Here is a 21,726-nt window from a genome sequence, read left to right on the forward strand (position 1 = left end):
CTGGCCGGCTTCGGCCGGGCCGCGTGCGATCTGTTCCTGGCGCGACATATAGATGGCGCCGAAGTCGATCGGGTCGATCTGGAAGGGCGGGTAGAAGCCGCCGTCGCCCGTGGCCTTGGAAATCACCTCGCGGGCGTAGGGGAAGAGGTAGCGCGGGCATTCGATCAGCAGCATCGGCTCGACGTCCTGCTCCGACACCCCGTGCAGACCGAACAGGCCGCCATAGACCAGTTCGACCTGGAAGACCGGCTTGTCCTCGTGCGTCGCCTTGACCGACATCTTCAGATCGACCTCGAACAGGCCGTCCTGACGCCCGTTGGCGCTCATCTCCACGCCCAGGTCGATCTTGGGCTTGCCGTCGATGCGCAGGCTTTCCGGCGCGCGCGGGTTCTCGAACGACAGGTCGCGGACATACTGAGCCAGGATGCGGAAGCCCGGACCGGCCGGCTGGCCCTGGATCGGGGCGTCGGCGTCAGCGGGGATTTCGGGCGTGTCGGCGGGCGGTGCGGCGTCGGTCATGTCGGGTCAGCAGCCTTGCGGGCGAATGGAAACAGCCGCGGCGACTAGCACGGGGCGGCGCCTCGCCGCAACGCCGCGCCTTGCGCCGGGGGAGCCGGGCGCCTAATCCTGAAGGGGTCGCGCCTCTGGCGCCCAGAACCCCCGGTCGGCCTTGCCCTCGCATTTCACCATCATCGTCTTCGCCGTCATCGCGGCCTTTGTCCTGTTCCAGCTCTACAATGTCCTGGGCAAGAAGGTCGGCCGCCAGCCTCAGGAGGACGCCCGCGCGCCCGTCCCGGCCGACGCCGCCGCCGCGGCGCCGCGCCCGACCCTGCTGGACGCCGCCGTCCTGACCGCCACGGCGGGGCTGCGCGAACGCGACCCCTCCTTCGATCCCGGCCGGTTCCTGGACGGCGCCCGCCAGGCCTATGAAACCATCGTGCGCGGTTATGCAGCCGGGGACCGAGGGGCGCTGAAACCCCTGCTGACCCCTGCCGTCATGGAGTCGTTCGAGGCCGGGATGGCCGCGCGCGAGGCCCGGGGCGAAAGCGAACAGGTCGAGTTCGTCTATCCGCCGCGCGCCGATCTGGAACTGGCCTCGGCCGAGGGCGACCGGGCCGTGGCCAAGGTGCGCTTCCTGGCCGAACTGCGCAGCCGCCTGACCAGGGGCGAGGCCGAGACGGTGGACGAGCGGCGCACCGCCGAACACTGGACCTTCGAACGGCCCCTCGGCGCCAGCAATCCGAACTGGGTCCTGGCCCGGGTCGAGCCGGCCTCGGCGTGACCGTCGGGCGCAGGCGGCTGGCCGCGGTCGTCCTGGCGGCCCTGCTGGCGGCCGCCTGCGCCACCGCGCCCCAACCGGCGCCGGCCCCTGGCGCGCCGCCGCCCCCCGCGACCCGCCCGGCCGAGCCCGCGCCCCCCCGGCCCCGGACCGACGCCCAGCCGGTGGCCAGCCTGCCTGGCTGGGACCAGGAGAACCATCTCGCCGCCCTCTACGCCTATGCTCAGGGCTGCGCCGTGGGACGCGAGGCGCCGGTCCTGTGCGAACATGCCCAGGCCATGACTCGGGCCGCCCGCCTGCCGACGCCCAGCGAGGCGCGGGCCTTCTTCGAGCAGAATTTCGACGCCATCCCAGCCACGACGCCCGACGGCCGCCCGGGCCTGCTGACGGCCTATTTCGCGCCGGAATATCCGGCCCGGCGCGCCTGGTCGCCCGAGTTCGACGCCCCGGTCCTGGCCCGGCCGGCGGATCTGGAGCGTGTGGACGGCCGGTTCATGCGCCGCCGCCCCGACGGTGGGACGGCGCCCTATGCCGATCGCGCGGCCATAGAGGCGGCGGCGCGCGGCGACCAGGCCTTGGCCTGGATGCGGGCCGAGGACCTGTTCTTCATGCAGATCCAGGGTTCGGGCTATCTGACGTTCGAGGACGGCGGCCGCGCCCGCGCCGCCTACGCCGCCGACAACGGCCTGGCCTTCACCGGCATCGCCCGGCCGATGTCCGAGCGCGGCCTTCTGCCCGCCAACGGAACCAGCGGCGAGGCCATCCGCGCCTGGCTGGCGGCCCATCGCGGTGAGGAGGCGCGGGCGGTCATGGCCCTGAACCCGCGCTACATCTTCTTCCGCATGGACCCCGACGACGGCGGCCAGCCGTCCGGGGCGGCGGGCGTTCCCCTGACCGAGCGGCGGGCCATCGCCGTCGATCCGGCCTCCTGGCGCTATGGCGATGCGGTCTGGGTCGAGGCGGACGGCGGCGATCTGGTGGGCGCCAGGGCCAGTTATCGCGGCCTGGTCATGGCTCTGGACACAGGCTCGGCCATCCGCGGCCCGGTGCGCGCCGACCTCTATCTGGGCCGGGGCGAGGCGGCGGGGCTGGAGGCCGGGGCCGTGCGGCATCCCCTGCGGATGTGGCGGCTGGCCCCGAAGACGAACTGAGCCCTACGGCCGCAGGCTCAGATCGTTGGTCAGAGCTAAGGCCTCCAGCGAGGTCATGGGCCGGGGGCCCCAGTGGGCGATGACCTCAGACGCCGCCAGGGAGCCCAGCTGACCCGCCTCGGCCAGGGTCAGGCCGCGCGCCAGCCCCAGCAGGAAGCCGGCGGCGTACTGATCGCCCGCCCCGGTGGTGTCGACCACCGCATCGACCGGACAGGCCGCGACCGCGACCCGTTCCTTGCCGCGCAGGATCACCGAGCCCTGGGGGCCGCGCGTCACCGCCGCCACCTCCACCAGGGCCGCCAGTTGATCGCAGGCGGCGTCGAAATCCTCGGTCTCGAACAGGGCCGCCAGCTCGGCGTCATTGGCCAGGACGATGTCCGCCGAGGCGGCGATGAAGTCCAGCAGCTCGGCCCGCCAGCGGCCGACCACGAAACTGTCCGACAGGGTGATGGCCGTCCGCCGCCCGGCTGCACGGGCCGCCGCCGCCGCCTTTTCGAAGGCCGCCCGCGCCGGGGCGGGATCGAACAGATAGCCTTCCAGATAGACGATGGCGCTGTCGGCCACGACGGCCGCGTCGATGTCGTCCACCGTCAGCTGGTTGGCGGCGCCCAGGAAGGTGCACATGGTGCGCTGGCCGTCGGCGGTGACATTGATCAGGCAGCGGCCGGTGCCTTCGCCTCCGGTCAGGGCCGGGGTGTCGAAATGCACGCCCGCCGCGCGGATGTCGTGGGCGAAGACCTGGCCCAGGGCGTCGTCCGCCACCTTGCCCAGATAGGCCGCCCGCCCGCCGAAACTTCCGACCCCGGCGACCGTGTTTCCGGCCGACCCGCCCGAGGCCTCGACCCCGGCGGCCATGGCGTCATACAGGGCCGCGCTCTGGCCCTCGTCGACCAGCTGCATCGAGCCGGGGACCAGGCCCTGGGCGTCCAGGAACGCCGGTTCGCAGGGCGCCAGGACATCGACGATGGCGTTGCCGACGGCGCAGACGTCGAAGCGGGCGGGGGCGGGAGAGGCGTCGGTCATGGCGCGGCCTTTAGCGGTTCGATCCCCGCTGCGGAAGGCGCCCGCTGGCGCCGCCCGGCGATTTCGGCTTGAACACGGCCATGACCGCCATCGCCGTCCTGACGCCCGACCCCGCCGATCCGACCTATTCCAGCCAGTGGCCCCAGGTCCTGGACCGCCTGGCCCAGGCCCTCGACCGCGAGGGACTCCAGGCGGTCGCCCGCCCCTGGACCGAACAGATCGACGACCTGTCGGGCCTGGACGGCTTTGCCCTGATCCTGCCGCTGGTGGCCTGGGGTTATCACCGGAAGCCGGAGCGGTGGCTGGCGGCCTGCGCGGCCTGGGACCGGGCCGGCCTGCCCGTGGCCAATGCGCCGGACCTGCTGGCCTGGAACACCGACAAGGCCTATCTGGCCGAACTGGCCGGGCGGGGCGTGGCCATCCCGCCCACCCTCTGGGTCGAGACGGCGACCCAGGCGGCGGTGGATGCGGCCTTCGCCGAGACCGGGGCTTCCAGCCTGGTGGTCAAGCCGACCGTGTCGGGCGGCGCCTGGCGCACCCTGAAGCTGTCGCCGGGCCAGGCCTTGATCGACCCACCGCCCGGCCGGGCCATGATCCAGCCCTATCTGCCGACCATCGAGACCGAGGGCGAAACCTCCCTGCTGTTCTTCGGCGGCCGGTTCAGCCATGCGGTCAACAAACGGCCGGCCGGCGGCGATTTCCGCATCCAGACCCAGTTCGGCGGCCGCTACGATCCCGTGGCCGATCCGGCGCCCGGCGCGGTGGCCCTGGCCCAACAGACCCTGGCCGCCATCGGGCGCGAGACCCTCTACGCCCGCATCGACATGGCGCCGGACGAAACCGGCCGCTGGCTGCTGATGGAGGCCGAACTGATCGAGCCGGACTTCTACCTGGCCCAGGACCCGGCCGGCGGCGCCGGCTTCGCCCGGGCGGTGCGCGACCGGATCAGCGCGTCTCGCCCATAGCCGCCAGCCCGGCGCGCGAGGGGCACAGGTCCGAGATCACGCATCCGGCGCAGTTCGGTTTGCGCGCCGTGCAGACATAGCGGCCGTGCAGGATCAGCCAGTGGTGCGCCTTGGACAGATAGGCCGGGGGCACGACCCGGTGCAGCTGGTCCTCCACCTTGTCCGGCGTCCCGGCGTTGGCCAGGCCCAGCCGGTGGGAGACGCGGAAGACATGGGTGTCCACCGCGATGGCCGGCTCGATCCCCAGTTCGTTCAGCACCACGCTGGCCGTCTTGCGCCCGACGCCGGGCAGGGCCTGAAGATCAGCGCGGTTCAGCGGAACCTGGCCGCCGTGCTTTTCCATCAGCAGGCGCGACAGGGCGATGAGGTTGCGCGCCTTGTTCCGGTAAAGGCCGATCGAGGCGATGTAGGGGACCAGGCCCGCCTCTCCCAGGGCCAGAATCTTCTCGGGCGTGTCAGCGACGGCGAACAGCCGCGCGGTGGCCTTGTTGACCGAAACGTCCGTGGCCTGGGCCGACAGGGCGACGGCCGCCACCAGGGTGAAGGGGCTGCTGTAGTCCAGTTCCGTCTTCGGCTCGGGCATCACGGCCGACAGCCGCGCGAAGACGGCCTCGACCCGATCCGGATCGGGCGGCCATTTCAGGACCGGGATGGCGGCGCCGGTCATGACGGCGGGTCTTCTGGGCGCGCGGGTCACGGGCGGAAACATGACGTGTTCGCTGCGGCGCACAAGGCCGGTTGATTTCTGGACGACAGTGTCCATTTTACGCGCCTTCCCCGAACCTGCCGAGACTCCCCCATGGCCCTCGCGCCCCAAATCAAGAAACGCCTGCCGCTGATCGTCGCGGGGATGGTCGGACTGATCGTCATCATCGGCGGCCTGGTCTGGTGGCAGGGCAAGCAGCGCTGGGAATCCACCGACAACGCCTTCGTCCAGGCCGACACCACCCAGATCAGCCCCCAGATCGAGGGCAATGTCGTCGAGGTCCTGGTCGGCGACAATCAGACGGTCCAGCCCGGCCAGATCCTGGTGCGGCTGGACGACGCCGACGCCCGCGCTCGCCTGGCCCAGGCCGAGGCCAATCTTCAGGCGCTGACGGCGGCTGTCGGCAATGTCGACGCCCGCGCCGCCCAGGAGAGGGCCACCGTGGCCGCGCGCGCCGCCGCCGTCGGCCAGGCCGAGGCCCAGGCCGGCCTGGCCCACGCCCAGGTCGATCGCTACAGTCGCCTGGCCGAACAGGGCTGGGTCTCGCAGCAGCGCATCCAGACCGAACAGGCCTCGGCCCAGACCGCCGCCGCCGCCGTGGCCGAGGCCCGCGCCGCCCTGACCGCCGAACAGCGGACCGCCGCCGTCCTGGGCTCGACCCGCGAACAGAGCGTCGCCGCCGTCGAACAGGCCCGCGCCCAGGTCGAACAGGCCCGCATCGCCCTGGACCGCACCGTGATCCGCGCGCCCGTCGCCGGCGTCGTCGGCGCCCGCGGCGTCCGGCCGGGCCAGTATGTCCGCCCCGGCGGCGCCCTGATGTCGATCGTGCCGGTCCAGCACACCTATGTGGTCGCAAACTTCAAGGAGACCCAGGTCGGCCGGCTGCGGGTCGGTCAGGCGGTCGAGATTTCCGCCGACGCCTTCCCCGGCCGGCGGCTGCACGGCCATATCGACAGTTTCGCCCCGGCCACCGGCTCGGAATTCGCCCTGATCCCGGTCGAGAACGCCACCGGAAACTTCACCAAGATTACCCAGAGGGTGCCTGTCCGGATTGTCATGGACCCTGAAGGCGCCGTCCTGCGCCCCGGCCTGTCGGTCGAGGTCAAGGTCGATCTGAAGAGCGACGCCTCGGGCCCCACCTTCGCCCAGGCCTCGGCCCAGGCCGCCGGTCAGACCACGGGCCAGGCCGCCACGCCGGCGGTCGCGCGTCCGTGAGCCCCGCGCCCACCCGGGCCGACGGCGGCGTCAACTGGACGGTCCTGCTGCTCGGTTTCGCCGGCATGGTCATCGGCCAGTTCATGGCCATCCTGGACATCCAGATCGTGGCCGCCAGCCTGCCGCAGATCCAGGCGGGCATCAGCGCCTCGGCCGACGAGATCAGCTGGATCCAGACCGCCTATCTGATCCCCGAGGTGGTGATGATCCCCCTGTCGGGATATCTGTCGCGCCTGTGGGGCACCCAGAAGGTCTTCCTGATCAGCTGCACCGGCTTCCTGGTGATGAGCGTCGCCACCGGCCTGTCGTCCTCGATCGACATGATGATCGTCTTCCGCGCCCTGCAGGGTTTCGTCGGGGGCGCCATGATCCCCACCGTCTTCGCCGTGGCCTTCACCGCCTTTCCGCCCGAGAAGCGGGTGACCGCCAGCGTGGTCATGGGATTGATCGTCACCCTGGCGCCGACGGTCGGCCCGACCCTGGGCGGCCATCTGACCGAGTGGCTCAGCTGGCGCTGGCTGTTCTTCATCAATGTCGCGCCGGGCGTCCTGGTGCTGTTCCTGGTCGGCCGCTACGCCCATTTCGACAAGGGCGACCCCAGCCTGGCCAAGGGGTTCGACTGGTGGGGCCTGGCCCTGATGGCCGCCTTCCTGATGAGCCTGCAATTCGTGCTGGAAGAGGGGGCCAAGGACGACTGGTTCGCCGACGACATGATCCTGCTGCTGGCGGTGGTGGCGGCGATCACCGGGCCGGCCTTCGTCTGGCGGTCCCTGACCTACCGCAACCCGATCGTCGAGCTGCGGGCCTTCGCCAACCGCAATTTCACCGTCGGCGTCATCATGACCTTCACGGTCGGGGCGGCCCTGTTCGGCGGCACCTTCCTGCTGCCCCTGTTCCTGGCGCGGGTGCGCGACTATTCGCCGGCCGAGGTGGGCACCACCATGGTCGTCTCCGGCCTGGCCATGTTCGCCACCGGCCCCTTCGCCGGTCGCCTGGTGCGCAAGGTCGACGCCCGCATCCTGATGTTCGGCGGCTTCATGCTGTGCGCCTGGGGCATGTGGGACGCCCACGCGGTGACCAGCGAATGGGGCTTCTGGGAGTTCGCCGGGGTCCAGGCCATGCGCGGCGTCGGGGTGATGATCGCCATGATCGCGTCCCAGCAGGTGACCATGGCCACCCTGCCGCCGCACATGGTCAAGAACGCCTCGGGCCTTGTGAACCTCAGCCGCAACGTCGGCGGCGCCTTCGGCCTGGCCTTCCTGAACACCACCCTGATCACCGGCACGGCCCAGCATATGGGCGAGCTGACTTCGCGCATCGACCAGACCCACAGCCAGATGGCGGCCCTGATCGCCGGCCTGACCGAACGGTTCGCCGGGTCGGCCAACCCCGAGGGGGCGGCGATGAAGGCCCTGTCCGGCATGCTTCAGCGCCAGGCCACCACCCTGGCCTTCGGCGACGCCTTCGCGGTCCTGGCCTTGGCCTGCGCCTTCGCCGCCTTCGTCACCCTGCTGTCGCGCCCCGTCGGCGTTCCCTCGGGCGCGGCCGCGGCGTCTGAGGCGCACTGACATGCCTCGCGCCCCTGGTCAGGTCGACGCCGCCAAGACCGAGGCCATACTGGAGGCCGCGGCCCTGCTGTTCGCCGAGCGGGGGCTGAACGCCTCGATGAACGAACTGGCGCGGCGCGCCGGGGTGTCGAAACAGACCCTCTACAACCGCTATCCCTCCAAGGCCGAGGTGGCCCGCGCCCTGGCCGCGCGGCGCAGCGACGCCATCACCGCCCCCTTGCGGGCCGGCGGCGATGTCGAGACGGTGCTGACGGCCATGGCCGCCGCCCTGATCCGCCGCGTCTGCAACGCCGAAAAGGGCGCCTCCCTGCGCGGGGTCGCCCTGATGTCGCCCGAGGCGCCGGACCTGGCGCGCGCCATCTATGACGCCGGCCCGGGCGAGAGCCTGCGCCGCATCGCCGCCTGGCTGGCGGACCAGGACCGGGCGGGGCGGCTGGCCGTGCCGGACCCGCAACATGCGGCCGAGATGTTCTCGGGCATGGTCCTGGGTCATGGCCATCTGCGCAGCCTCCTGGCCGTGCCCCACCCGGACGCCGACATCGAGGCCCGCGCCCGCGAGACCGCTCGCCGCTTCATCCGCGCCTTCGCCCCCGAGGGCTGACAGGGGCGCCGGATCGGCCTAGATCGACGGCCTGTCCCGAGGAGCGTTCCCATGCTGATCCACCTGTCGTCCTGGCCCGAGATCGACGCCCGGCTGAAGTCCGGCGATGCCCTGTCCAGGACCGTGGTCGTGCCGATCGGCTCGAACGAACAGCATGGGCCGACGGGCCTTCTGGGCACCGACTGGCTGTGCCCCGAGATCATCGCCCATGATCTGGAGGCGCGGAACGAGGCGGTGATCGTGGCCCCGACCTTCAACATCGGCATGGCCCAGCATCATCTGGGCTTCCCCGGCACCATCACGCTGCGGCCCTCCACCTTCATGGCCGCCATCGGCGACTGGGTCTCGTCCCTGACGCGGCACGGGTTCGAGCGGATCTATTTCCTGAACGGCCACGGCGGCAATGTCGCCACCATCGAGGCCGCCTTCGCCGAGATCCACGCCGAATGGTCCTTCGCCCACCCCCTCAAGCAGCGGAGCGCCGCGCGCGACGCGTTAGGGGAAAAGGGCGTGGCCATGCCGTTCGCGCTGAAGCTGAAGAACTGGTGGGATCTGCCGGGCGTGCATGGCCTGTGCAACAGCCTGTTCCCGACCGGCCACGGCGCCCACGCCACCCCGTCCGAGATCGCGGTCACCCAGGCGGCCTATCCCGACCGGATCAAGACGGCGGACTACAGCCCCAGGATCGCCCCCATGGGTCCGATCCGCGACGCCGCCGACTATCGCGCCCGTTTCCCCGACGGCCGCATCGGCTCCGACCCGGCCCAGGCCAGCCCGGAAAAGGGCCGCCAGATCATCGACAAATCGGCCGCCGCCCTGCTGGAGGACGTCACGGCCTTTGCCGCGGAAACCCTGCCGGCGCTGGACTAACCAGCCTCAGGCGGTGCGGATCACTCCGCCCGCCACCTGCACCGGCCAGGGCGTCAGCCGCCCGCCGGCGCACGGCCCGGCCACGCAGGCGCCGGTCAGAGGCTCGAACGCCGCCCCGTGCCAGGAACACAGGATCAGGCCGCCGTCCGGCGTCAGATAGCGGTCCAGCTCGACCGCCAGCGGGTATCCGGCGTGGGGGCAGCGGTCGACATAACCCGCCACCTGGCCGTCCTTCCGCACCACGAAGCCGTGGAAGAAGGCCTCGCCGATCTGCAGCACGAACGACCGCGCGCCGGGGTCGGCGATGTCGCTTTCGACGCACAGGGGCACGTTCGGCGGCGTCTTCCAGACGCGCGGTCGGTCGGGCGGCGGCGGCGCGGGTTCGGCGTCGCTCATTCCCGCTCGGGCTTCAGCGGCCGCGACAGCAGGTCCTCGATGGCCTGTTCCACCGTCATGACGCCTTCCAGCAGGTCCGCGACCGCCAGGCAGATCGGCATGTCCACGCCCATCTTGGCCGCCAGCTGGCGCACGGCGGGCGCGCTTTCATAGCCTTCGGCCACCGAGCGCTTGCCCGCCAGGGCCTGTTGCACCGTCTGGCCCTGACCCAGGGCCAGGCCCAGGCTCATGTTGCGCGATTGCGGGCTGGAGCAGGTCAGCACCAGGTCGCCCAGGCCGCACAGGCCCGCCACCGTCTCGGCCTGGCCGCCCAGGGCCACGCCCAGGCGGGTCATTTCGGCGAAACCACGGGTGATGATGGCGGCGTGGGCGCTTCGGCCCAGGCCGCGCCCCTCGCTCATGCCGCAGGCGATGGCCAGGACGTTCTTCACCGCCCCGCCGACCTCGGCCCCGATCAGATCGGGCGCCAGATAGGGGCGGAAGGTCGGCCCCGATAGGGTCTGCATCAGGGCCTCGCCCAAAACCTCGTCGGCGCAGGCCAGGGTCACCGCGCCGGGCAGGCCGCGCGCCACCTCGGCCGCGAAACTGGGGCCCGACAGCACCGCCTGGGGCGCATCGGGCAGGGTCTCGCCCAGCACCTCGGTCATCAGCTTCAGCGAGCCGCGCTCTATCCCCTTGGAGCACAGGACGATGGGAACCCCGGCGCGATGATGGGGCCGGAACGCCTCCAGCACCGATCGCATATGCTGGGCCGGCGGCACGGCCAGGATCAGGTCGCAGTCGGCCAGGTCGGCCAAATCCTCGGTGGCGCGGATGTTGGGCTCCAGCGGCACGCCGGGCAGGAACAGGTCGTTGACCCCCCGCTCGCGTATGCTGTCGACCACCTCGGGCTCGCGCGCCTGGATCACGACATCCAGCCCCGCCCGAGACGCCACCTGGGCCAGGGCCGTGCCCCAGGCCCCCGCGCCGATCACCCCCGCCGTGCGAAACGCCATGCGCCCTCCCGAGCTACGCCTTGGCGCCCTTGCGCCCCACCTTCTGATGCACAGGATCGGCCATGGCGCGCGCCTCGTCCAGCGGCCATCGCGGCCGGGCCGCCACATCCAGCTCGGACGTCAGGCCCAGCGCCAGCCGTTCCGCCCCCGCCAGGGCGATCATGGCGGCGTTGTCGGTGCAATAGGCCAGGGGCGGGGCCATGAAGGCGAAACCGTGTTTTGCGGCGGCATCCTCCAGCACCCGCCGGACCGTCCGGTTCGCCGCCACCCCGCCGGCTACGACAAACATGCGGTGTTCATGCCGTTCCGCATAGGCGGCCATGGCGCGTTCGGACCGTTCGGTCAGCTGGCGGGCGATGGCGGTCTGGACGGCGTCGGCCAGATCGGCGCGGTCCTGGTCGGTCTCGCAGGTCTCGACCAGGCGCGACGCGGCCGTCTTCAGGCCCGAAAAGGAGAAGTCGCAGTCCTTGCGCCCCAGAAGCGCGCGCGGCAGGGCGAAACGCGACCCGTCGCCCGTCTGCGCCAGCCGCTCCAGCGCCGGGCCGCCCGGATAGCCCAGGTCCATGGCCTTGGCGATCTTGTCGAAGGCCTCGCCGGCCGCGTCGTCGATGGTGGTGCCCAGCCGGCTCATGTCGCCGATCCCGCGCACCTCCAGCAGCTGGCAATGACCGCCCGACACCAGCAGCAGCAGAAAGGGATAGGCGATCTGCGCCCCCAGCCGGGCCGAGACGGCGTGCCCCTCCAGATGATTGACCGCGATCAGCGGCAGGCCCCGCGCCAGGGCCGCCCCCTTGGCGAAGCTGAGGCCCACCATCACCCCGCCGACCAGGCCCGGCCCGGCGGTGGCGGCGATCCCGTCCATGTCGGCGTAATCCAAGCCCGCCTCGGCCAGCGCACGGGCGGCGACGCCGGAGATCATCTCCACATGGCTGCGGGCCGCGATCTCGGGCACCACCCCGCCGAAGGCCGCATGTTCCGTGATCTGGCTGTGCACCACCGACGACAGCACCTGCGCCCCCTCATCGGTCAGGCGCACCACGGCGGCGGCGGTTTCGTCGCAGCTGGTCTCGAACCCCAGCACCGTCAGGGGCAGGGCGCGCGACCCGACGACGGTTGTCGCCCCGGTCCCGCTGCTATAGTCCGCGCCTGAGTTCATCGGGTCGAGGTAGCGACCCCCCCACTTTTGCGCAACGCCTCATGATCCCCAGCGACGGCCCCATCCGCATCGGCACCCGCCGCTCGAAACTGGCCCTGGCCCAGTCGGGCATGATGCAGCGGGCCGTGGCGGCGGCGGCCGGACTGGCGCCAGAACGGGTCGAACTGGTCCAGATCGTCACCACCGGCGACCGGGTCCAGGACCGCCGCCTGCTGGAGATCGGCGGCAAGGCCCTGTTCACCAAGGAGATCGAAGAGGCGCTGCTGGACGGCCGCATCGACCTGGCCGTCCATTCGATGAAGGATGTGCCGGCCGAACAGCCGCCGGGCCTGACCATCGGCGCCGCGCCCGAACGCGAGGATCCGCGCGACGCCTTCATCGGCCGCAACGCCGAGACCTTCGACGACCTGCCGCCCGGCGCCGTCCTGGGCACCGCCTCCCTGCGGCGCCAGGCCCAGGCCCTGGCCCTGAGGCCCGACCTGAAGATCGAGATGCTGCGCGGCAATGTCGATACGCGGCTGAAACGGCTTCAGGACGGGGATTTCGACGCCATCCTGCTGGCGACCGCCGGTCTGTCGCGACTGGGCCTGGCCGGGGTGATCGGCGAACGGCTGTCGCCCGACGCCTTCCTGTCCGCGCCGGGCCAGGGCGCCCTGGCCCTCCAGTGCCGGGCCGAAGACGCCGATGCGCCCTGGCTGACCGCCCTGAACCATGCCGACACCGCCCTGTGCGTCGCGGCCGAACGCGGGGCCATGACGGCGCTGGAAGGGTCGTGCCGCACCGCCATCGGCGCCCTGGGCGTCATTGCAGAAGGCCGCCTGCGCCTGACGGTCGAGATGCTGGCCCCCGACGGTTCGGCCCGCTGGCGCCGCGCCGGAGAGATCGCCGCCGCCGCGGGGCCGGACGCCGCCCGTGACCTGGGCCTGTCCCTGGGCCAGGCCGTGCGCGACGAGGCCGGCGACCAGCGGATCTCGCTCTGAGCGCGCCCGCCCGCGTCTGGATCACCCGCGCCGAACCTGGCGCCGCCCGCACCGCCGCCCGGATCGCGGCAATGGGCCTGACGCCCCTGGTCGCGCCCCTGCTGCGGATCGAACCCCTGGCGGTGCAAGCGCTCGCCGAGCCTCATGACGCCCTGGTCTTCACCAGTCCCAACGCCGTCGCCGCCTGGACGGCCCTGACCTCCGACCGCGCCGCGCCGGTGCTGGCGGTCGGCGACGCCACGGCGCTGGCGGCCCGAACGGCGGGCTGGGCCCAGGCGCGCTCGGCCAGCGGCGACCTGAAGGCCCTGGCCGCCCTGATCCGCGCCGACCCGGACCTGAGGGGCGCGCGCCTGCTGCATCCGGGCGCCGAGATCCCGGCCGGCGACCTGAACGCCCTGGTCGCGGGCCATGCGACGGTGCAGGCCCTGCCCGTCTATCGCGCGGTCATCACAGGGGCGGCGGCGCCCCAGGCCTTCGACGCCGTCCTGATCCATTCCCCCCGCGCCGGCGGCGCCCTGGCCAATGCCCTGACGCCGGATCAGGCCCTGGATCGGATCGCCTGCGCCATCTCGCACGCCGCGGCCGCCCCCCTGATGGCCCTGAGCTTCGCCCGCATCGCGGTCGCCGCCACGCCGGACGAAACCGCCCTTCTGGCCGCCCTGACGGCTTGTCTTGGCAAGCCGCCCGCGTCCGTATAAAGAGCCGGGCTCGCGTCGGCCCGTCCGACGACCGGGCCGCCTTAGCTCAGCCGGTAGAGCATCGCATTCGTAATGCGAGGGTCGCGTGTTCGAGTCACGCAGGCGGCACCACCTTTCAAGCAAGCCACAGCATCGGACCGTGCGCGACCCTCTTGCGCGCTGCACGAGCACAGACTAATAATGAACCAAATGGTTCAGTATCAGACAGCCCGGCTCGACGCCTCCTTCGCCGCCCTGTCCGACGCCACCCGGCGCGGGGTTCTGGAGCGGCTGGGGCGGTCGGAGGCCTCGATCACCGAACTGGCGGACCGGTTCCGCATCAGCCTGACCGGGATGAAGAAACATGTCGGGGTGCTGGAGCGGGCGGGACTGGTCACCACCGAAAAGGTCGGGCGGGTTCGGACCTGCCGGTTGGGGCCGCATGCCTTCGAGGAGGAGGCGGCCTGGATCGAGGGCCGGCGCCGGCTGTGGGCCGCGCGCTTCGACGCCCTGGACCAGGTCGTCGAACAGTTGAAACAGGAGACAGTCGATGGATAGCCGCACAAGGGTCGAACGGACCTCGGACCGGGAGTTGACGGCCTCGCGAACCGTTCAGGCGCCCGCCCGCCTGGTGTTCGAGGCGTTCGCGCGCCCCGAGCTTTTCCGGCAATGGTGGATTCCGCAGTCGATGGGCCTGACCCTGGTCTCGTGCGAGATGGATGTCCGCACCGGCGGCGGTTACCGGCTGGAGATCAGCCACCCCGCCGCGCCCGAGCCCATGGCCTTCTTCGGCCGCTATATCGAGGTCGTCCCGCCCTCCCGCATCGTCTGGACCAATGAGGAGGGCGAGGAGGGGGCCGTGACCACGGTGACCCTCGAGGAAGCCGACGGGGCGACACGGGTCGTGGTGCGCGACCTCTATCCGTCCCGGGAGGCGCTGGACGCCGCCATGGCCTCGGGCGCCACCGGCGCCTGGCCCGAGCAGTTCGAGGCCCTGGAGGCCCTCCTCGCCGACCCGGGCGCTGCGATCTGAGGGCATCGGAGTCGTGACATGAGAGTTCTCACCGCGTCTCTTAATCTTGACCATGCTGTCGTCGTGCAACGGTGTCGCGGCGAACCAAGCGACATCTCCGCCGGAGGTCTTGCGCGATCCGGCGTCATTTGTCGGGCAGCCAGTTCGTGTCTGCGGCTTCGTGACGAACCGGTTCGAGAACCGCAATGTCTGGGAGATGTCCGCCCACCTGCGGCTTCGGGAGCGCGGAGCGGGCGTAGGCCTCAGTTTTGAGATGGCCGACACTCTGGGGGAAATCGACAACAGGTTCATGTGCCTGGAGGGCACGATCGCCAGATCGGGATGTGCAGATGAACCAATCTGCCTGCACACGTCACACTCGTTTGAACTGCGACCTCGGAACTAGGGCTGACGGCGCCTGCCAGAGCTCGGAGGGGACGACGTCTTTGCCGATACCTTCACCCTTTCAGCCGCGCCTCGAAATGGGCCAGCAGGCGGCGCCAGCCGTCGGCGGCGTCCTCGGGCCGGTAGGAGGCGCGGTAGTCGGCGTGGAAGCCGTGCGGGGCGTCGGGATAGAGGTGGATGGCGCTGCCCTCCGCCTGCTCGCGCTCCAGGGCGCGGCGCATGGTCTCGACCGACTCGACGGGAATGCCCTGGTCCTGGCCGCCGTACAGGCCCAGGACCGGCGCCTTCAGGTCGCCCGCCAGGTCGACCGGCCAGGGGCGGCCCGCGGCGACCTGGTCCGCCGAGGCGTCGGCGGCGGGGGCCAGGCGGCCATACCAGGCCACCCCGGCGTCGATGGCGGCGAACCGCGCCGCCGCCTGCCAGACCACCTTGCCGCCCCAGCAGAAGCCGGTGATCCCGACATGGTCCGCATCGGCCCACATCTGGCCGTCGATCCATTCCAGGGTGGCGGCGATGTCGCCCATCACCTGCTCATAGCCGGCGGCGGCCACGATCTGCTGGATGCGGCCCATGTCTGTCAGGGGGGCCGGATCCTCGACGCGGACGAAGAAGGCGGGGGCGACGGCGGCGTAGCCGGCCTGGGCCAGGCGGCGGCAGATGTCGCGGATATATTCGTGCACCCCGAAGATCTCGGACACGACGATGACCACCGGGAAGGGGCCGTCGCCCTGGGGCCGGGCGACGAAGGCGGGCAGGTCGAAACCGTCCGGCGCGCGATAGGTCACGTCCTCGGTCGTCAGGCCCTCGGCGGATGTGGCCACCGGTCGGGCGTCCTGGGCCAGGGCGGCGGCGGCGTATCCGGCGAAGAACAGGCCGCCCAGCAGGCGGCGGCTCAGCTGCAGGTCGGCGGGCTCGAAACCCTCGGGACGGGGAAGCAGGGTCATCGGCGGCCTTTCGCATCGCGGTCGGGCGCGGACTGTGCCGCCGCCGCGCCACGGCGTCGAGTCACGATGCGCGTGACGAAGAGCCGGCCCGCCTGAGGGTCAGGTTCAGCCGGCCGCCGCCCGGGATCAGGCGGGATGATACGCTGGCGCGAGAGCGGTGAGGCTTTCGGTTCAGCCGGCCGCCGCCCGGGATCAGGCGGGATGAGCCGGCCCAGATGCGGTCGATCCCGTGCCGCGCCAGCCGCGCCGGCCCGGTCAGGGCGCAGACGTCGCCCGAACTCAGGCGGAAGGATCGCGTCGGCCCTCCGCCCGCCGGTCCGATCCGGAACAGCGCCGCGTCCCCCAGGGAGACGGACAGGACCGGGGCCGTCAGGTCTGCCTCGTCCCGGTCCTGGTGCAGGCCCATCCGCGCTTCGGCCTCATACAGATTGACCAGGCAGGCGTCCGGCCCCGGCCCGCCCAGCAGGTCCTCCCACAGCCTCGTCAGGGCGTCGGGGATCGGCGGCCACGGCCGGCCGGTGACGGGATGGATCGGCTGATAGCGATAGCCGCTGCGGTCCGTGACCCAGCCCAGGGGCCCCAGATTGGTCATCCGCACCGACATCGGCTTTCCGCCCGGCGTCACCGGCCGATAGAAGGGCGCCTCGGCCGCCGCCGCCAGAACCCGATCGACCAGGGCGGCCTGTTCGTCAGCGCAAAGGGCTCCCGGCCAAAGCCGGAAGCCCTCCAAGCCGGTCTCGATCTCGCGCCGCTCGCTCACGCCCCAAACATAGGCGTGCATCCCCTGCGCTCAAGCAGCGAGCCGCCGCGCGGCGAGCGTTAGCGCCCCAGACATGCGCTCAAGAAGCGAGGCTCCGCGAGCCGAGCGTTAGCGCCCCAGACATGCGCTCAAGAAGCGAGGCTCCGCGAGCCGAGCGTTAGCGCCCCAGACATGCGCTCAAGAAGCGAGGCTCCGCGAGCCGAGCGTTAGCGCCCTAAACAGATCAGCGCGTGTAGTAGTAGTCCGCGATCTGGCAGACGTTGACGTTCATCCGCGTCAGGACCTGGCCGTTGGTGAACTCGGCGCGGAAATCATAGACGCAGGCGCCCGAACCATCGTCGATGTTGATGGTCAGGCTGCGGCCCGATTCCAGGACGCGGCGGCCCAGGATGTCCTCTTCCCAGCTGGTGGTGCGCGAATCCGAGGCGTAGAAGCGCAGCATGGTCCAGCCGGTCTGGTTGTGAACGCGGACCCGGCGGTTGTAGCCGTCGCGCGACACATGGATCACGGCGGTCTTCTCGCCGGCGGCGGGCGCGGCCGGGGCGGGGGCGAAGGCCATGGCGCCCAGGGCCGTGGCGGCTGCGGCGGCGCACAGGGCCGCGGACTTCAGGCGGATCATCTCAATCTCTCTCCAAACAGGCCGCCCCCCGTTCGGAGCAGCGATGACGCCGTTATGCCGCATTTCGCCGGTTGTCGCACCTGACGCGGCCTGACGCATCGAAAAGAGGGGCGCGGACCAAAGCCCTTGCAGGGCCTGCGGGCTTTCCCATATCGGGTCCGAACCCGGCGCCCCCGCCGGATCAGGACTTCAACCCAAGGGGGCGGTCACGCGCGGCGCTTGATCCAAGGCCGCCGCATCGCCCGCCGTTACGAAAGAGAAAAAGAACGCCCATGGCCAAGATCATCGGCATCGACCTCGGCACCACCAACTCCTGCGTCGCGGTGATGGACGGGAGCAATCCCAAGGTCATCGAGAACGCCGAAGGCGCCCGCACGACCCCCTCGGTCGTCGCCATCCAGGACGGGGGCGAGATCCTCGTCGGCCAGCCGGCCCGCCGCCAGGCGGTGACCAATCCGTCCAACACCTTCTTCGCCATCAAGCGCCTGATCGGCCGCAACTATGACGACCCGGTGGTGGCCAAGGACAAGGGGATGGTCCCCTTCGACATCGTCAAGGGCCAGAACGGCGACGCCTGGGTGCGCGCCCACGACAAGGACTATTCGCCCCAGCAGGTCTCGGCCTACACCCTGGGCAAGATGAAGGAGGCCGCCGAGGCCTATCTGGGCGAGAAGGTGACCCAGGCGGTCATCACCGTCCCGGCCTATTTCAACGACGCCCAGCGCCAGGCGACCAAGGACGCCGGCAAGATCGCCGGGCTGGAAGTCCTGCGCATCATCAACGAACCGACGGCGGCGGCCCTGGCCTACGGGCTGGAGAAGAACGACGGCCAGAAGATCGCGGTCTATGACCTGGGCGGCGGCACCTTCGACGTCTCGATCTTGGAGATCGGCGACGGGGTGTTCGAGGTGAAGTCGACCAACGGCGACACCTTCCTGGGCGGCGAGGACTTCGACCTGCGCCTGGTCGACTTCCTGGCCGACGAGTTCAAGAAGGAGCAGGGCGTCGATCTGCGCGCCGACAAGCTGGCGCTGCAGCGGCTGAAGGAAGAGGCCGAGAAGGCCAAGAAGGAACTCAGCTCGACCGCCCAGTACGAGGTCAACCTGCCCTTCATCACCATGAACGCCTCGGGGCCGCTGCACCTGAACATCAAGCTGACCCGCGCCAAGCTGGAATCCCTGGTCGAGGACCTGGTCCAGCGCACCATCGAACCGTGCAAGAAGGCCCTGGCCGACGCCGGCATGAAGGCCTCGGACATCGACGAGGTCGTCCTGGTCGGCGGCATGACCCGCATGCCGATGGTCCAGGAAGCGGTGAAGAAATTCTTCGGCAAGGAGCCGCACAAGGGCGTCAACCCCGATGAGGTCGTGGCCTTGGGCGCCGCCGTTCAGGCCGGCGTTCTGCAAGGCGACGTCAAGGACGTCCTGCTGCTGGACGTGACCCCCCTGACCCTGGGCATCGAAACCCTGGGCGGCGTCTTCACCCCGCTGATCGAACGCAACACCACCATCCCGACCAAGAAGGCCCAGACCTTCTCGACGGCCGACGACAACCAGTCGGCCGTGACCATCCGCGTCTTCCAGGGCGAACGCCCGATGGCGGCGGACAACAAGATCCTGGGCCAGTTCGACCTGATGGGAATTCCGCCGGCCCCGCGCGGCATGCCCCAGATCGAGGTCGCCTTCGACATCGACGCCAACGGCATCGTGCACGTGACGGCCAAGGACAAGGCGACCAACAAGGAGCAGTCGATCCGCATCCAGGCCAACGGCGGCCTGTCGGACGCCGACATCGACAAGATGGTCAAGGAGGCCGAGGCCAACGCCGCGGCCGACAAGGCCCGCAAGGACCTGGTCGAGGCCCAGAACTCGGCCGACGCCCTGATCCACTCGACCGAAAAGGCCCTGGGCGAGCATGGCGACAAGATCGGCGAGACCGAGAAGGCCGCCATCCAGACGGCCCTTGAGGACCTGAAGTCGGCCAAGGACGGCACGGACCCCGAGGCCATCCGCGAGAAGACCAACACCCTGGCCCAGGCCTCGATGAAACTGGGCGAGGCCATGTATGCGGCCCAGCAGGGCGCCGGCGACGGCGCCTCGGCCGAGGGCCAGCCCGCCGACGACGGCGTGGTCGACGCCGAGTTCGAGGAAGTCTCGCCGGAGTCCGATTCGAGGGACGACAAGAAGGACGCCTGATAAATCCTCCCCCCAGCCTAGCGCAGGGGGAGGGGGACCGCGGCGCGCCAGCGCCGGGGTGGAGGGGGCGGCCCACGCTCGGTATGCGCGGCGGCCCCCTTCACCGCTTCGCGGTCCCCCTCCCCCGGTGGGGGAGGATTGTCAGGGAACTTGCATCGAACGGCCCGGTCCCCATGTCTGGATCGGGTCGACGCCTTCGACCAGCGCCCGCAAAGAGGCGCCGCGAGGCGGGGTAAGAGGATCAACGCCGGATGGCGACGCGTGACTATTACGAGATCCTGGGCGTCGAACGCACGGTCGACGCGGCGGGGCTGAAATCGGCCTATCGCAAGCTGGCCATGCAGCATCACCCCGACCGCAACGGCGGCTCGGAAGAGTCCATGGCCATCTTCAAGGAAGTGTCCGAGGCCTACAGCGTCCTGTCCGACGATCAGAAGCGGGCCGCCTATGACCGGTTCGGCCATGTCGGCGACGGGCCCGGCGGCAATCCGTTCGGCGCCGGGGGCGCGGGCTTCCACGACATCAACGACATCTTCTCCCAGGTGTTCGGGGACGCCTTCGGCGACGTCTTCGGCGGCCGGGCCGGTGGGCCGCGACGGGGCGACGCCGGACCGCGCCGGGGCTCGGACCTGCGCCACGACCTGGAGATCAGCCTGGAACAGGCCTATCGCGGGGCCGAGGTCGAGATCGCCGTGCCCTCCACCGCCGCCTGCGATGTCTGCGACGGCTCGGGGGCCCGGAAGGGGGCCCAGCCGACCACCTGCACCACCTGCAACGGCGCCGGCCGCATCCGCCAGGCCAACGGCTTCTTCCAGATGGAGCGGACATGCCCCCATTGCGGCGGGGCCGGCCGGCGCATCGCCGCCGCCGACGTCTGCACCACCTGCCACGGCCACGGCCAGGTGCGCCGCACGCGCAAGCTGAACCTGAAGATTCCCGCCGGCGTCGATGACGGCTCGCGCATCCGCCTGTCGGGCGAGGGCGACGCCGGCCAGCGCGGCGGCCCGCGCGGGGACCTGTATGTCTTCCTGTCGGTCACCCCGCATGAGCTGTTCGAGCGCGACAACCTGGACCTGCTGGTCACCGTGCCCGTGCCCATGACCGTCGCCGCCCTGGGCGGGATCGTGGACGCCCCCTGCCTGGTGTCCGAGGCCTGCGACGGCAAGTGCAAGGCCGCGGTCGAGGTGCCGGCGGGCGCCCAGACCGGCAAGACGGTTCGCATAAAGGGCAAGGGCATGCCCCATCTGAACGGCCGCCAGCGCGGCGACCTGGTGGTCGAACTGTTCGTCGAGACCCCCACCGACCTGACCCCGCGCCAGAAGGAGCTGCTGTCCGAACTGTCCGCCTCCCTGGGCGAGACCCAGACGCCGCGCAACACCAGTTTCGCCGGCAAGGCCAAACGCTTCTGGGCCGACATCCTGGGCGACAGCGACAAGGCCGGGGTGGCGTGAGCGCGCCCTTCCACGTCGGCATCTCCGGGGCGCGGGGCCGCATGGGCCGCGCCGTGTCCCAGGTTCTGGACGCTCGCGACGACGTCATGGTGGCGGCCCGGTTCGATCGCGGCGAGACCCCCGACCTGTCCCTGTGCGACGTGGTGATCGACTTCTCGACGTCCGAGGCCTCGGTCGAGCTGGCGCGCCAGGCGGCGGCCCGGGGCGGCCCGGCCCTGGTCATAGGCTCGACCGGCTTCACCCCCGAACAGGAGGCCGCCATCCAGGCGGCCGCCGAAGGGACGGCCATCGTCCGCAGCGGCAATTTCTCGCTGGGCGTCAACATCCTGATTGGTTTGGTCGAGCACGCGGCCCTGCGGCTGGACGCCCGCGACTGGGACATCGAGATCCTGGAGGCTCACCACCGGCGCAAGGCCGACGCCCCCTCGGGCACCGCCCTGATGCTGGGCGAGGCGGCCGCCAGCGGGCGTGGCGTCGACCTGGATGATGTCCGCAGCCCCCCGCACGACGGGGTGGGCGAGCCGCGCCAGACCGGCCGCATCGGCTTCGCCGCCCTGCGCGCCGGCGGCATCGTCGGCGACCATACGGTCATGTTCGCCTCGGACGACGAGGTCCTGACCCTCAGCCACTCCGCGATCGACAGGTCGTTGTTCGCCAAGGGCGCCGTGGCCGCCGCCGCCTGGGTGCGCAACCGCCGCCCCGGCCTCTACGACATGCAGGATGTCCTGGGCTTCCGCCAGGCCTGACAGCCCGTCGCG

Annotated in this window: 23 protein-coding genes and 1 tRNA gene; 15 read left to right on the plus strand and 9 right to left on the minus strand. The window is 71.1% G+C overall.

Annotation, left to right across the window (positions count from 1 at the left end):
* Window positions 1–519: protein-export chaperone SecB (gene secB, locus KF910_RS11060; RefSeq protein ID WP_292262758.1), on the minus strand; the 519-nt coding region annotated here is incomplete at its 3' end.
* Between the two features lie 151 nt (window positions 520–670).
* Here secB and timA point away from each other — a divergent pair.
* Window positions 671–1,282: a TIM44-related membrane protein TimA gene (timA, locus tag KF910_RS11065; protein ID WP_292262763.1), complete on the plus strand. Its 612-nt coding sequence runs from the start codon at window positions 671–673 to the stop codon at window positions 1,280–1,282.
* On the plus strand, window positions 1,279–2,430 hold the full coding sequence (locus tag KF910_RS11070) for an MltA domain-containing protein (protein WP_292262767.1): 1,152 nt from the start codon (window positions 1,279–1,281) through the stop codon (window positions 2,428–2,430). Before timA ends, KF910_RS11070 begins: the two co-directional genes overlap by 4 nt.
* A gap of 3 nt (window positions 2,431–2,433) precedes the next feature.
* Here the strand turns inward: KF910_RS11070 and KF910_RS11075 are convergent, their stop codons facing one another.
* Window positions 2,434–3,453 carry an adenosine kinase gene (locus KF910_RS11075; protein ID WP_292262773.1) on the minus strand — a complete coding sequence of 340 codons (1,020 nt, stop codon included), beginning with the start codon at window positions 3,451–3,453 and terminating at the stop codon, window positions 2,434–2,436.
* 80 nt (window positions 3,454–3,533) lie between these two features.
* Here KF910_RS11075 and KF910_RS11080 point away from each other — a divergent pair, with 80 nt between their 5' ends.
* The gene (locus tag KF910_RS11080; RefSeq protein ID WP_292262775.1) at window positions 3,534–4,418 is read left to right on the plus strand and encodes an ATP-grasp domain-containing protein; all 885 of its coding nucleotides are present in this window, start codon (window positions 3,534–3,536) and stop codon (window positions 4,416–4,418) included.
* Here KF910_RS11080 and nth read toward each other — a convergent pair.
* Entirely contained in the window at window positions 4,399–5,085 is a 687-nt protein-coding gene (nth, locus tag KF910_RS11085) for an endonuclease III (RefSeq protein WP_292263029.1), read from the minus strand. The genes KF910_RS11080 and nth overlap by 20 nt on opposite strands.
* Before the next feature lie 132 nt (window positions 5,086–5,217).
* On the opposite strand from nth, the gene KF910_RS11090 reads away from it, so the two are divergent.
* Genes KF910_RS11090 through KF910_RS11105 form a run of 4 tightly spaced genes read left to right on the plus strand, consistent with a single transcriptional unit; the run spans window position 5,218 to window position 9,378 of the window.
* Window positions 5,218–6,339, plus strand: a complete 1,122-nt coding sequence (locus KF910_RS11090; RefSeq protein WP_292262781.1) for an HlyD family secretion protein — start codon at window positions 5,218–5,220, stop codon at window positions 6,337–6,339.
* Window positions 6,336–7,907 (plus strand): DHA2 family efflux MFS transporter permease subunit, encoded by a 1,572-nt coding sequence (locus KF910_RS11095; RefSeq protein ID WP_292262795.1) that lies wholly within the window; start codon window positions 6,336–6,338, stop codon window positions 7,905–7,907. Before KF910_RS11090 ends, KF910_RS11095 begins: the two co-directional genes overlap by 4 nt.
* 1 nt (window position 7,908) lies before the next feature.
* Window positions 7,909–8,508, plus strand: coding sequence for a TetR/AcrR family transcriptional regulator (locus KF910_RS11100; protein WP_292262799.1), 600 nt, complete (start codon window positions 7,909–7,911; stop codon window positions 8,506–8,508).
* Between the two features lie 51 nt (window positions 8,509–8,559).
* Window positions 8,560–9,378 carry a creatininase family protein gene (locus tag KF910_RS11105; RefSeq protein ID WP_292262804.1) on the plus strand — a complete coding sequence of 273 codons (819 nt, stop codon included), beginning with the start codon at window positions 8,560–8,562 and terminating at the stop codon, window positions 9,376–9,378.
* A 6-nt stretch (window positions 9,379–9,384) separates the two neighbouring features.
* Here KF910_RS11105 and KF910_RS11110 read toward each other — a convergent pair whose 3' ends face one another.
* The 3 genes from KF910_RS11110 to tsaD are packed head-to-tail and all read right to left on the minus strand — an operon-like array spanning window position 9,385 to window position 11,925.
* Window positions 9,385–9,774 (minus strand): Rieske (2Fe-2S) protein, encoded by a 390-nt coding sequence (locus KF910_RS11110; RefSeq protein WP_292262808.1) that lies wholly within the window; start codon window positions 9,772–9,774, stop codon window positions 9,385–9,387.
* Entirely contained in the window at window positions 9,771–10,769 is a 999-nt protein-coding gene (locus KF910_RS11115; protein ID WP_292262815.1) for an NAD(P)H-dependent glycerol-3-phosphate dehydrogenase, read from the minus strand. The genes KF910_RS11110 and KF910_RS11115 overlap by 4 nt, the downstream gene beginning before the upstream one ends.
* Before the next feature lie 13 nt (window positions 10,770–10,782).
* Entirely contained in the window at window positions 10,783–11,925 is a 1,143-nt protein-coding gene (gene tsaD / locus KF910_RS11120; RefSeq protein ID WP_292262818.1) for a tRNA (adenosine(37)-N6)-threonylcarbamoyltransferase complex transferase subunit TsaD, read from the minus strand.
* A gap of 41 nt (window positions 11,926–11,966) precedes the next feature.
* Between tsaD and hemC the strand changes: the two genes are divergently transcribed.
* The 5 genes from hemC (at window position 11,967) to KF910_RS11145 (ending at window position 14,615) form a co-directional block, all read left to right on the plus strand.
* Window positions 11,967–12,905, plus strand: coding sequence for a hydroxymethylbilane synthase (gene hemC / locus KF910_RS11125; protein ID WP_292262823.1), 939 nt, complete (start codon window positions 11,967–11,969; stop codon window positions 12,903–12,905).
* Between the two features lie 20 nt (window positions 12,906–12,925).
* The gene (locus KF910_RS11130; protein ID WP_292263031.1) at window positions 12,926–13,603 is read left to right on the plus strand and encodes a uroporphyrinogen-III synthase; all 678 of its coding nucleotides are present in this window, start codon (window positions 12,926–12,928) and stop codon (window positions 13,601–13,603) included.
* Between the two features lie 35 nt (window positions 13,604–13,638).
* Window positions 13,639–13,714, plus strand: a tRNA-Thr gene (locus tag KF910_RS11135).
* Between the two features lie 78 nt (window positions 13,715–13,792).
* Window positions 13,793–14,140, plus strand: a complete 348-nt coding sequence (locus KF910_RS11140) for an ArsR/SmtB family transcription factor (protein WP_292262836.1) — start codon at window positions 13,793–13,795, stop codon at window positions 14,138–14,140.
* The gene (locus tag KF910_RS11145; RefSeq protein ID WP_292262838.1) at window positions 14,133–14,615 is read left to right on the plus strand and encodes an SRPBCC domain-containing protein; all 483 of its coding nucleotides are present in this window, start codon (window positions 14,133–14,135) and stop codon (window positions 14,613–14,615) included. The genes KF910_RS11140 and KF910_RS11145 overlap by 8 nt, the downstream gene beginning before the upstream one ends.
* A gap of 437 nt (window positions 14,616–15,052) precedes the next feature.
* On the opposite strand, the gene KF910_RS11150 is transcribed toward KF910_RS11145, so the two are convergent.
* The 3 genes from KF910_RS11150 to KF910_RS11160 all read right to left on the minus strand — a co-directional run bounded on the left by KF910_RS11150 (window position 15,053) and on the right by KF910_RS11160 (window position 17,322).
* Window positions 15,053–15,943 carry a dienelactone hydrolase family protein gene (locus KF910_RS11150; protein ID WP_292262842.1) on the minus strand — a complete coding sequence of 297 codons (891 nt, stop codon included), beginning with the start codon at window positions 15,941–15,943 and terminating at the stop codon, window positions 15,053–15,055.
* Window positions 15,944–16,004: 61 nt separating this feature from the next.
* Complete coding sequence (locus KF910_RS11155; RefSeq protein ID WP_292262847.1) at window positions 16,005–16,724, minus strand: alpha-ketoglutarate-dependent dioxygenase AlkB; 720 nt, start codon at window positions 16,722–16,724, stop codon at window positions 16,005–16,007.
* 202 nt (window positions 16,725–16,926) lie between these two features.
* Entirely contained in the window at window positions 16,927–17,322 is a 396-nt protein-coding gene (locus KF910_RS11160) for a hypothetical protein (RefSeq protein ID WP_292262852.1), read from the minus strand.
* A 272-nt stretch (window positions 17,323–17,594) separates the two neighbouring features.
* On the opposite strand from KF910_RS11160, the gene dnaK reads away from it, so the two are divergent.
* The 3 genes from dnaK to dapB all read left to right on the plus strand — a co-directional run bounded on the left by dnaK (window position 17,595) and on the right by dapB (window position 21,714).
* Window positions 17,595–19,517 (plus strand): molecular chaperone DnaK, encoded by a 1,923-nt coding sequence (gene dnaK / locus KF910_RS11165; protein ID WP_292262854.1) that lies wholly within the window; start codon window positions 17,595–17,597, stop codon window positions 19,515–19,517.
* Window positions 19,518–19,768: 251 nt separating this feature from the next.
* Window positions 19,769–20,968 carry a molecular chaperone DnaJ gene (dnaJ, locus tag KF910_RS11170; protein ID WP_292262856.1) on the plus strand — a complete coding sequence of 400 codons (1,200 nt, stop codon included), beginning with the start codon at window positions 19,769–19,771 and terminating at the stop codon, window positions 20,966–20,968.
* Entirely contained in the window at window positions 20,965–21,714 is a 750-nt protein-coding gene (gene dapB / locus KF910_RS11175) for a 4-hydroxy-tetrahydrodipicolinate reductase (RefSeq protein WP_292262858.1), read from the plus strand. Before dnaJ ends, dapB begins: the two co-directional genes overlap by 4 nt.
* Window positions 21,715–21,726: the final 12 nt, after the last annotated feature.

The sequence above is a fragment of the Brevundimonas sp. genome (assembly GCF_019636155.1).
GTDB lineage: Bacteria > Pseudomonadota > Alphaproteobacteria > Caulobacterales > Caulobacteraceae > Brevundimonas.